Origin of the sequence: Acinetobacter sp. SH024 (genome assembly GCF_000163635.1) — a bacterium.
In the GTDB taxonomy this organism is placed as follows: domain Bacteria; phylum Pseudomonadota; class Gammaproteobacteria; order Pseudomonadales; family Moraxellaceae; genus Acinetobacter; species Acinetobacter pittii.
This window is the reverse complement of the sequence record NZ_GG753601.1, coordinates 330,479-341,414: the sequence shown is the minus strand read 5'-3', so window position 1 is coordinate 341,414 and position 10,936 is coordinate 330,479. Positions and strand designations below refer to the sequence as shown.

The following is a 10,936-nucleotide window of genomic DNA, read 5'->3' as shown; positions in this document are numbered from 1 at the left end:
TGAGCTTGCTATATCCAGGTGGGCCAAATATCGCAAAACTTGCATTATCTGGTGATCCATTAGCATTTGAGTTTCCAAGACCTATGCTTCATCAAGGCTTGGACTTTTCTTTTAGTGGCTTAAAAACAGCTGTTTCTGTTCAATTGAAAAAATTGAATGGTGAAAATCGTGACGCTGACATTGCTGCTTCATTCCAAGAAGCAATTGTAGATACTTTGGTAAAAAAATCAGTAAAAGCTTTAAAGCAAACTGGACTTAAACGTTTAGTGATTGCAGGTGGAGTTAGCGCAAATTTAAGACTACGCGAGCAATTAGAAACCTCTTTGGCGAAAATTAAAGCGCAAGTTTATTATGCCGAGCCTGCTTTATGTACTGATAATGGGGCAATGATTGCTTTTGCTGGATATCAACGTTTAAAAGCAGGTCAGCATGATGGTTTAGCGGTAACGACCACGCCGCGCTGGCCGATGACTGAACTCACTATTCCTGAGTAAAATTATTCATCTTCAAAAGCATGTTGGTTTTCAATATCAATGTATTCGATGTAACCACGACCTTGAACTTCATTACCAAAATAATGACCTGTAAATATATAGCTACTCGCATAACCTCGCCCATGACCATAGCGGAATGGGCAGTCAATTTCTGCCTGAATGTTTAAGATAATTTGCTTTGCCTCATTTCTAGCGATCCAAGAAAAATATTTTGGAAGTCGCATTTTATGCCCAGTAGGTGAAACAAAGTCATCAACTTGATGCGAAATAATATCAAAGCTTACATCTGTATAAATTTCAGCTGGCTGGTCCAGATGTCGAATATGCAGGGTATATGCAGCTGTTTGTCCTGCAATATCGGCTTTGGTAAGAAGAAGTTGAGTGGTTTCATTTAAATTGATGATTTGATAAGTAAAAAAATCAAGTGGCAGTTTATATACATCAGGAATAAGTTTGTTTGTGATGGAGTGAGGACCAACTGCTCGAGCATATTCGTAAGTGCAGAGTCCTTGGCTTTCAATGCGTTCTGCTTGATAGCTTAGAAAACCTTTAAACTTTGCCAATAAGCTAAAATGATCATAGATTGGTGTTTTTATAAACCATGAAACATGTGAAGTAATATCGATATCAAAGTCGAAATCAAACCCATCATAATGTCCATTAATATGGATGTGCGGAAATTTTCCTTGAATTGAAATTTCTTGACCTAGTTCTATTAAGGTCCCATCTTTATTAATTTTTGTATCTTCGGGAATGATATAGGCCTTCAGTAAAGCTTGTTTCAGAGCGGCTGTACTTGAAAAGAAAGTAGCTGTTTTTCTAGGATTTTCAGTGATGATATCATCATGGTCAAAAGCAAGTGCACCAGGCGTACCGATTAAAATCATAATATTTAAGTAACGATGCGGCTCTGGTAAAAGCGGGAAAAAGATACCGTAATGTGTCCAGCTATAATATTTTTCGTCAACTCGTGGACGGATGATATGAGCTTGAGTAAAAGGAAGAGTTGAATATTTTTTTGCTTGGTCTAAAACGCCTTGTGCAAGTAATAAACTTTTACCAAGCGCTTTACTTGTTGTAGAAATTTTTGGCAATTGCTTTTTCATATATAAACCTAAAGAAGGGCTATCTTTGTTTTAGGTTATGAAAAACAACTGCCAAAGCTAAGCGGTTTATAGGCCAAAGCTAAGGCTTTGCGGGACATTTTATTTAATTGTTAGACAAATCTTTTAAGGCGTTTAAACCAATCCAATGCTTAGAAAACTGATAAGCCGCTCGACCAGAGCGCTGACCCCGCATCTGACACCAACGTAAACTTTCAGCACGGACTTCATCATTAAAAGGCATGTTTGCTTTATCTAGATAATGCTCTACGATTTCTAAATATAAGTTTTGATCCATTGGATAAAAAGATAACCATAGACCAAAACGATCTGATAAAGAGATCTTTTCTTCAATCGCTTCTTGTGGATGTAATTCAGTATATTGGGGAACGTCCACCTTAGTTACAGGTGTATTTTCATGCATGAATTCAGGTAACAGGTGGCGACGGTTACTGGTTGCGTAAATAATAAAATTACTTGAACCTGATTGTAATGAACCATCTAATACACTTTTTAGACTACGGTAATTTTCATCTTCGGCATTAAAAGCCAAGTCATCACAATAGACGATATATTTTTCAGGACGATTTTGAATGAGTTTTTGAATTTTAGGTAAGTCTGATAAATCATCACGTTCAATTTCAATTAAACGTAATCCTTGAGGGGCATACTCTGTGAGTAAAGCGCGAACAATAGATGATTTTCCTGTACCACGTGAGCCTGTTAACAGCACATCATTCGCTGGTAGGCCATTTAAAAATTGCAAAGTATTTTGAATAATTTTTTCTTTTTGACGCTCAATGCCTTTTAAGTCATCAAGATAAATATTTTTTGGCTTATAGATGGCATTAAGTTGCTGATTTTCCCATCTAAAAGCAGGTGCAGTAAAATCTGTTTCTTGTCGAGGCTCAGGCAAGACTTGCTGTAACTGATTTAATACAAGTGATAATGTTTGAACTAAATTGTCCGGTAAATCAATGGTAGCCATGGTAAGTCAATCATGTTAAACAGTGTTTGATAGGATACTAACACCGAAATTAACAGGCTGACAAAAAACTTATTGCCTATACACTTTATCGGTTTTGCAATTGATTGAAATGTTCAGACCGAGCATAGTGTTGTGATGTCTATTCAGTAAAATCATCTGTGAAGATGAGGACGAAATATGTTTGAAAAAATACGAAGTGATATGAATCCACATCAGGCTTACCGTATCAAAAAATTACAACGTCAATTAGACATGGCTGAATCTTATGAGGAATGGAAGTCTTTTGCATTAAAACTAGATGAAGAAACAGGTGTGCAAGAGTGGAAGTTTGATAATAGTTCACCTTACTTCGATGCCGAACTCATTTCTTATCGATACACTTTGCTCAAAAGATATCGTCAGCAACATCGCACATTAGACCTCATCTATTTACTTAAAGAGGGTCTAACCTACGATATTGCAAATATTGGTCATCCAATGCTTTTTGCCGCAACGCATGTCGGTACAAAAAAGTTAATTGAAGACTATATTGAAGAAGTTAGCCAAAGCTTGGCTTACATCGCTTCAAGTGAATGCATTACGTTTCAAAGAAAAGAAAAAATAGAGTTTTTTGAAAACTGTGAAAGGGCATATGGACAACCTGCACTTATGTTTTCGGGTGGGGCGACTTTAGGACTTTTTCATACAGGTGTGTGTAAAGCTTTAATTGAACAAGACTTAATGCCTAAAGTGCTCTCTGGCTCAAGTGCAGGGGCAATTATGACAGGTATGCTTGGAACCTCTGCTAGTGAAGATATCCAAAACTTATTAAATGGTGAGCAATTTTTTAGTGATGCTTTTCATTTTAGGAAATTCCGTGAACTCATTAAAGGCAATGGTGGAATTGCCGATGTTCAGTATTTGAAAAAATTCCTTATTGAGAATTTAGGTGATCTTACGTTTGAAGAGGCTTTCAAAAAATCTGGTTTAAACATTAATGTGGCAGTAGCGCCGTATGATGCAACAGAAAACCCAAGAATTATGAACGCCATTATGACACCGAATGTTTTGGTGTGGAGTGCTGTATTGGCTTCATGTGCTGTGCCAATTTTATTCCCACCAGTACGCTTAACCAGTAAACGTTATGACGGTGAACATACACCTTATATGGCAAATACAAAGTGGGTAGATGGAAGTGTAAGAAGCGATTTCCCGCAAGAAAGAATGGCGCGGCTTTATAATTTAAACTACACCATTGCGAGTCAGGTTAACCCACATATTGTTCCATTTATGCAAAATGATGCGGATCGCTTCCGTAAAGACGTTTTAAGTTGGCCGGAAAGAATTTTAAGACGCCAAGGTAAAGTGCTATCAATGGGCATTATGGACTTTACGCGTCAACGACTTGGTTCAATTTCTCCCGTTAGAAGATTGTTGGATCATGGATATGGAGTAATGGGACAGCGTTATTATGGTGATGTAAATATCATTGCTAAATATAGCCTAAGTCACTATACCTATACTTTGCAAAACCCGCGTCCGCATCTGTTTAAGCGTTTGCAAAGAGAAGGGGAACGTGCAACTTGGCCAAAAATTTCTTCAATTGAAACCCATGCTCGTATTGGTAAGACAATTCAGCATTGTTTAGAAGTTTTGCGTTTTGAAGAAAAGAAACAACAGCCTGAGTCTTATTATGCTGAAGCATGATTTTGCTTCGCATATAGAAAACTTAACATGTGTAACAAAGCCAACAAGTGCAGCGTTAGGGCGGTGTTTATGGACATGTACCATAGATACCAAGAATTACTGGTTAAAATATCATTTGCCTGAAACCCATGCTCAAAATGAGCAAGATTTCATGCATGAGCAACTATTTTATAAAGAAATTCACCTTAAAAAACCTGCATGGCTTTTACCTTATAAATTGATTGAGGTCAGTTTAATTCCTCAGCTAGGCCATTCTTTGGGTAAGGTTTTAATTTTACCTGATAGTGATGTGTGGTTGGGTTCATTGACTCATGAAAGTGGTTTAACTGATGTATATCGTAAGATTTGGTTAGCAATAAATAAGCTTGCAGAGCTTCATGAACTTGGCTGGATTCATGGAGACGTTAAGGCAGAACATTTTAGAAATTTTCAGCAAAAGCCTTATTTAATTGATTTTGAGAAAACGAGATCTATCTCAAGTTGCAATACAGTCATGGATGCAACACCTCGTTATATGGCTCCTGAGCTATTTCGAGGAGGGTATAAGAGCATACAAAGCGATTTATATGCTTTTGGCATCGTTTTATATGAATGGTTGACTCAAACTCGCTTAGAAGCAAGTAGTTATCGTGATTGGGCAGTCTTACACTGTCAAAATTTAACCATTCAATTACCCACCCAGTTTTTGATTTTTTTACCCTTACTTGTAGGTTTATTACAAAAACAGCAGCAAAATCGGTTTTCAAATGCTGATGAAGCAATAAATTGCTTAAAACAGATTCAAATTGATAAAAATCATTGATCTAGTATCTGTATACAATTTACACGGTTAGTTTTTTTTAGAAAAAAAACACTTGTCACTGTCAGATCTTATCGCTAATATACACAGCCATCGGGGGCGTGGCGAAATTGGTAGACGCACTGGATTTAGGTTCCAGCGCCGCAAGGTGTAAGAGTTCGAGTCTCTTCGCCCCCACCACTTTAAGTTAATAACTTAAAGTTTGATGTAGATGTTAGGTCATCTAGATCTTGGAAGAGGATTGGTGTAATGGTAGCATGACGGTCTCCAAAACCGTTCGTCAAGGTTCGAGTCCTTGATCCTCTGCCACATTTATTTTGAATAAATGTCCCAGATGGGGGCGTGGCGAAATTGGTAGACGCACTGGATTTAGGTTCCAGCGCCGCAAGGTGTAAGAGTTCGAGTCTCTTCGCCCCCACCATAAAAGAGCAAGATTATGATCTTGCTTTTTTTGTGATTAAATCTTGAGTGTTTAATCATGAATATAGAGGATTGGTGTAATGGTAGCATGACGGTCTCCAAAACCGTTCGTCAAGGTTCGAGTCCTTGATCCTCTGCCATCAAATAAAATAAGGCTCCTGTTTAGGAGTTTTTTATTATCTAAAGTTTTTAATTTAAATTATTTCAATTTAAAAAATAACTCTTTTTATTTTGAATCAAGCTATTTTCTAAGCAATCTTTTTTAATTTGTGTTTTCAAGAATATTTACCAAAATAAGTTATTATTTAAGCAGGGAATATATTGAATTTGCTGATATTTTTACCTAACTTATTGTTTTGTATTTATTTACTATAATTTATTGAAATTATTTATATAAAAGCCTTGAATACAAATTTATTTCCTGTATTATTCAGTTAACTAGAAAAAAGACTTGTTAGTAAATCTTCTTTTAAGTATCGTAGTTTTAGTCATAATCCTTCGTTTTTTAAGATATTAAGCTCAATTTGTTATTCTTTTTTCAAAGTTATGATAGGGTCATTATTTAATGATTCTAAAATATTAGAAATCAGTAGGATATATCATGTCTAATACAGTAAGTGGTACAGTAAAGTGGTTTAACGAAACTAAAGGTTTTGGTTTCATTCAACAAGACAACGGTCCAGATGTGTTCGCTCACTTCAAAGAAATCGCAGGTTCTGGTTTCAAAACTTTGCATGAAGGTCAACGCGTAACATTTACCGTTACTCAAGGGCAAAAAGGCCCAAATGCTGTAAATATTATTCCACAATAATATACAGCAAATAAAAAAAGCACTTTTTAGTGCTTTTTTTTATTTTAGCTTTTAAAAAAATTCATTGTTCTTTTAGAGCATTAAGAGCCCCCAAAAAGGAGGGCTTTTTATTTTCTTGTTAATATAAATCATTAGTTATTAAGCTCTTATAGTTAATAATCGAACATATTTTTAATATAAACTTAAGAATATGTGTGAAATATAAATTATTAGTAATAGAGATATGGTAGATTAAAAAATCTTTAAATAAAGAAATTTTATATTTCACGGAATTGCTAATGAACGTTCGCCTGTGTTATGCCAGTCAACGGAACGAAAAAAATGAAGACTTGTTGCAAGATTTACGTGATATTTTGACAGAAGCACGAGATTTCAATGATTTGAATCAGATCTGTGGGGTGCTCTATTATGCCGATAATGCTTTCTTTCAATGCTTGGAAGGTGAACGAGAGGTGGTTGAACGATTATTTGAAAAAATTACACATGATAAAAGACACCACAATGTTAAATGGTTGTGTACATATTCCATTGAACAAAACTCGTTTCAACGATGGTCAATGAAATATGTACAACGTAATACAAATATCGAATCTTTCTTTCTAAAAATGGGAGAAAGTACTTTTAATCCTATTCGTCTTGATGAGCAAAACTTAAAAGCTTTCATCAATGAGTTAGTCATTGCCGAACAAACTAAACTTAACACAGTTAAGAAAGTGGGTATGGTGAATCGTGGGGTGAAACCGTTTTAACTATTTGGCTATCACGCCAATATGGATGGTCTTGAGTTTAGGTAATATTTTAGTCATGACTAAATATACAATAACTGAACTTGCGAGCATCCATATCACTTCTAAGCTTTGACTAATGACAAACATAGCCCAATAAAAAAAGCTAAATAGGGCGAGACAGAGTCCACTACCTTTAAAATACCAAGTAATAAATATTCCAAACAGTGTAGAAGAGAGAAGAAGATTAATCGTCTCGTTCATTCCTATGTAATTAAAGAAAATAATCAGTAAGCATAAAGCTAACATTGATAGTAAATATACAAATATATTTTTTGCAATAAACATTTTCTATACCCTATCTGATGATTAAAAAAGTATCTTTCCTCTGTTTCCAGAGGAAAGATAGTACATATTAATTTTTGAGATTCTTTTTCTATTATTAAGAGTTTTTATATTAATAAAGATGACTTTATCATTTTCTCCAGATCTCTTTATTAATATTCAGCTTTCTATTTAATAGTAAAGAGTGCTTATATGTACTGAAATTAATTATAAGAAAAACAATCATTTGGGTTGTAAGCTTTGGCTTACATAATTGTGAGAGATTGCCTACATTTGTATAAATAATGATCAAATTTTACAAAATTAAATTTACAAAAAAATTTATTTAACAATAATTTAAGTAAATATATTGTTTAGATGAGCTTTACATAAATAACAAAAAGTAACATCAATTTTAAGAGGTACTTTTCTTAAAATTTATAAATATTAATAAGAGAAAATTAATTTATTTAAAAAAAAATTTAACATTTGATAAAATATTGTTTTATTAAATTTTATTTCTAATAAATAAAATTTATGTGTTGAAGGATTTTTAATGTGATTAATAATGAGGAAATTATATTTATATTTTTGTGTCATCTAGTAATGAGCTGCTTTTGAATTAAGAGAAAAAACTACTGCAATATAAATGAAACTAGAATATCAGATTTATAAAATTTGAATTATGGCCAGCATAGAACTGACTACACTGGCTTTACTGCTTTTGAATTAATTATTCTGAACGAGTAGCTAACCAAGTACTTACTTCTGGCCAGACCGTAGTGGGTGCTTGACTACCAGAAACTACCCCCATATGACCACCTGGTACCACCTTAAATGTTTTGTCTTGGCTACTAATTAAATCCATGAGTGGTTTAACAGCATCAGCCGTCACGATAATATCTGTGTTACCACCGACAGCTAATACTGAACATTTAATGTCTTTTAGATAGGCGGTAAGTTCACCAAATTTAACTACACCTTTAGACAGTTCATTATCAATCCAGAAACGGAGAATAATATCGCGCATGACACCGCCCGGATAGGCCAACATATTATCGATAAATGAGCTTGAGGTTGCATGGTCGACAATAAACTCTCGGTTATCTAGATTTTTAAAAAGTTCCCAATATGTTTTCAAATTTCCAATCGGATCCGTTAATTTAAAGCCAAGCGTGTTTTGCCACCCATGAATATGAAATGCTTCACTTGGTACATGATGGCGAATACGAAATGGCGTATGTTTGCGAACCCATTCGGCAGGTTTGGTAAGACTACTGTATAGTTTCCCCATATAACCTGCTTTGTGTGTGTCGATAGGGGAAGCGAGAATAATTAGATTTTTAATATCTTTATCTTTAAACAATGCGGTATAGCAGAGCGAAAGCGCGCCGCCTAAACTCCAACCATGTAAAGAAAGCTGTTGCTGACCGCTGTGTAGGCGAACTTGCTTTAACATCTCTGGCATGAAAACTTTAATATAAGTACCGAAGTTGTATTTTGCTTGGTGTCGGGTTGGTACGCCCCAGTCAATTAAGTAAACATCAAACCCTTGGGCTAAAAAGAAACGTACAAAACTACGAGTAGGGAACAAATCGTAAATGAGCATGTTCACTGCTAATGGTGGAACAATAACTAAAGGTACGCGGTGTTTATGTGTAGATAAGCTAGTCTCATTTTTATAATGGCGTAAGGTAATAATTTCATGCTTATGAATCACATCAAATGGGGTTTTTCCTGATAAGGCAATTTGAGGGCCTCGGAAAAAGAGATCTGATGCATTGATCAGCATGTGAGGTATTTTTTGACCAGCACGTGTCTGAAGAGATTTTTTAATAGATTGTAGCTGTGGAACGTTCTGACGAACTTTAAGCAATAAACTCATTGAATATAAAACCTATAAAGATGTTGCCCAGAACAGTAAAGAGCTGGTCTTTGAAGGATATTAAAGTGAATGATGCAGAAGTTCAGTGACCCAAAAGACAGGATTTTTCTTTAAATGTATCAAGTTAGAGCTTAGCTTAGCGCAATATACTGTTGCTTAAAAAATGAGTAATAAGATTGAGGTAACCAGATGTCTTGATTTCATCACTCGAGCATTAAAACTTTTAAAAAAATTAATTCTCAAAGCAAGATAGAAATTTAGGAGAGGGTACATCATGATTTTTTGCTAAATACTTAAAACAATATTTTGATTTATATAGTTATTTTTAAATAAAGATGGTTTTTGTAAAGTTTGTTTGTGTTTTTTTTAAATAATAAAAAATAAAATATAATTATTTTACAATCCATTAGGAATGTAATCAGAAAGTAGCATATATGGAATTTGTTTTTAATGGTTTTTATACACTAATTTCGGCGGTTATCGTCTTATTGTTGGGCCGCTTTCTTGTTAATCGAATTGATTTTTTAAAACGTTATAATATCCCTGAACCTGTAGCTGGTGGTTTGGTTGCTGCTGTAGTTTCTTTACTTGTCCACACTTTGTGGGGGTATAGCATTGTTTTTAGTAGCGAATTACAAACCAGCTTTATGCTCGTGTTCTTTGCTTCAATTGGTTTAAGTGCCAATTTTATGAAGCTTAAAGAAGGTGGTACTGCTTTAGTCATCTTCTTAATTTGTGTTGCATCATTCATTGTTGTGCAAAATGCTGTTGGTATGAGCCTTGCGACATTATTGGGTCTTGACCCACTTATTGGTTTGATTGCAGGTTCAATTACCTTAACAGGTGGTCATGGTACAGCTGGCGCATGGGGTGAAATTTTAGAAACCCAGCATGGTATTCAGGGTGCTTTAGCATTAGGTATGGCGAGTGCGACCTTTGGCTTGATTATTGGTGGTGTGATTGGTGGGCCGTTAGCGAAATTACTCATTAATCGTTACAGTCTTGCTCAACCAAAAACCAATGCTGAAATCCAAAATCGCGACACACATCTTGAACAAAATTCAGATGACCTTGCTCCGTTTGAAAACCCGCATCAAGTCCGTTTAATTACTGCCGATAATGCAATTACTACACTGGGTATGTTTGCAGCATGTTTAGCGTTTGCTGAATTTATGACTGGCTTTAGTAAGGGAACGTGGTTTGAGTTACCAACTTTCGTTTGGGCACTCGGTGGCGGTGTAATCTTAAGAAATATTTTAGAAAGCGTGTTGAAAATTGATATTTTCGACCGCGCGATTGATGTATTTGGTAACGCGTCTTTGTCGCTTTATTTAGCAATGGCATTGCTTTCATTAAAGCTTTGGCAACTTGCCGACTTAGCTGGTCCGCTTGTAGTTATTTTAGGTGCGCAAACCATTACGATGGCTTTATATGCGGCATTTGTGACGTTCCGCGTCATGGGCAAAAACTACGATGCAGCAGTATTAGCAGCAGGTCATTGTGGTTTCGGTATGGGTGCAACACCAACAGCCGTGGCAAATATGCAAGCCATTACTAATATGTATGGTCCATCGCATAAGGCTTTCTTGATTGTTCCGCTTTGTGGCGCATTCTTTGTCGACTTAATTAATGCGACAGTCATTCAGCTCATGCTGAAATTTATTGCCTAATATAAAAAAAGCCCGTTAGGGCTTTTTTATT

At 35.3% G+C, this 10,936-nt stretch carries 10 protein-coding genes and 4 tRNA genes; 10 read left to right on the top strand and 4 right to left on the bottom strand.

Annotated elements, in window-relative coordinates; translation table 11 throughout:
- Nucleotides 1-494, top strand: a 494-nt coding sequence (locus HMPREF0013_RS14235) for a tRNA (adenosine(37)-N6)-threonylcarbamoyltransferase complex transferase subunit TsaD (RefSeq protein ID WP_029767030.1), incomplete at its 5' end; no start/stop codon positions are given.
- Nucleotides 495-496: 2 nt separating this feature from the next.
- On the opposite strand, the gene HMPREF0013_RS14230 is transcribed toward HMPREF0013_RS14235, so the two are convergent.
- Both HMPREF0013_RS14230 and HMPREF0013_RS14225 read right to left on the bottom strand, forming a co-directional pair.
- Entirely contained in the window at nucleotides 497-1,600 is a 1,104-nt protein-coding gene (locus HMPREF0013_RS14230; protein WP_002115312.1) for a DUF6670 family protein, read from the bottom strand.
- Between the two features lie 103 nt (nucleotides 1,601-1,703).
- Nucleotides 1,704-2,585 (bottom strand): ATP-binding protein, encoded by an 882-nt coding sequence (locus HMPREF0013_RS14225; RefSeq protein WP_002115248.1) that lies wholly within the window; start codon nucleotides 2,583-2,585, stop codon nucleotides 1,704-1,706.
- Nucleotides 2,586-2,762: 177 nt separating this feature from the next.
- Between HMPREF0013_RS14225 and HMPREF0013_RS14220 the strand changes: the two genes are divergently transcribed.
- The 8 genes from HMPREF0013_RS14220 to HMPREF0013_RS14185 all read left to right on the top strand — a co-directional run bounded on the left by HMPREF0013_RS14220 (nucleotide 2,763) and on the right by HMPREF0013_RS14185 (nucleotide 7,050).
- Nucleotides 2,763-4,271, top strand: coding sequence for a DUF3336 domain-containing protein (locus tag HMPREF0013_RS14220; protein WP_002115307.1), 1,509 nt, complete (start codon nucleotides 2,763-2,765; stop codon nucleotides 4,269-4,271).
- Nucleotides 4,258-5,073, top strand: a complete 816-nt coding sequence (locus HMPREF0013_RS14215; protein WP_005803618.1) for a protein kinase domain-containing protein — start codon at nucleotides 4,258-4,260, stop codon at nucleotides 5,071-5,073. Before HMPREF0013_RS14220 ends, HMPREF0013_RS14215 begins: the two co-directional genes overlap by 14 nt.
- Nucleotides 5,074-5,165: 92 nt before the next feature.
- A tRNA-Leu gene (locus HMPREF0013_RS14210) sits at nucleotides 5,166-5,250 on the top strand.
- A 55-nt stretch (nucleotides 5,251-5,305) separates the two neighbouring features.
- Nucleotides 5,306-5,379 (top strand) — tRNA-Trp (locus HMPREF0013_RS14205).
- 27 nt (nucleotides 5,380-5,406) lie between these two features.
- Nucleotides 5,407-5,491, top strand: a tRNA-Leu gene (locus HMPREF0013_RS14200).
- 65 nt (nucleotides 5,492-5,556) lie between these two features.
- Nucleotides 5,557-5,630: transfer RNA gene (locus HMPREF0013_RS14195), tRNA-Trp, on the top strand.
- Between the two features lie 461 nt (nucleotides 5,631-6,091).
- A complete protein-coding gene (locus HMPREF0013_RS14190) occupies nucleotides 6,092-6,301 on the top strand; it encodes a cold-shock protein (protein WP_002115279.1) in 210 nt (69 codons plus the stop codon).
- A gap of 278 nt (nucleotides 6,302-6,579) precedes the next feature.
- A complete protein-coding gene (locus HMPREF0013_RS14185) occupies nucleotides 6,580-7,050 on the top strand; it encodes an AnBLUF65 family BLUF photoreceptors (protein WP_002115327.1) in 471 nt (156 codons plus the stop codon).
- Here HMPREF0013_RS14185 and HMPREF0013_RS24970 read toward each other — a convergent pair whose 3' ends face one another.
- Together HMPREF0013_RS24970 and HMPREF0013_RS14175 are read right to left on the bottom strand one after the other, a co-directional pair.
- The gene (locus HMPREF0013_RS24970; RefSeq protein ID WP_005803617.1) at nucleotides 7,051-7,374 is read right to left on the bottom strand and encodes a hypothetical protein; all 324 of its coding nucleotides are present in this window, start codon (nucleotides 7,372-7,374) and stop codon (nucleotides 7,051-7,053) included.
- Between the two features lie 709 nt (nucleotides 7,375-8,083).
- Nucleotides 8,084-9,235 carry an alpha/beta fold hydrolase gene (locus tag HMPREF0013_RS14175; RefSeq protein WP_002115264.1) on the bottom strand — a complete coding sequence of 384 codons (1,152 nt, stop codon included), beginning with the start codon at nucleotides 9,233-9,235 and terminating at the stop codon, nucleotides 8,084-8,086.
- Between the two features lie 434 nt (nucleotides 9,236-9,669).
- Here HMPREF0013_RS14175 and gltS point away from each other — a divergent pair, with 434 nt between their 5' ends.
- Nucleotides 9,670-10,905, top strand: a complete 1,236-nt coding sequence (gene gltS / locus HMPREF0013_RS14170; RefSeq protein ID WP_002115276.1) for a sodium/glutamate symporter — start codon at nucleotides 9,670-9,672, stop codon at nucleotides 10,903-10,905.
- Nucleotides 10,906-10,936: the final 31 nt, after the last annotated feature.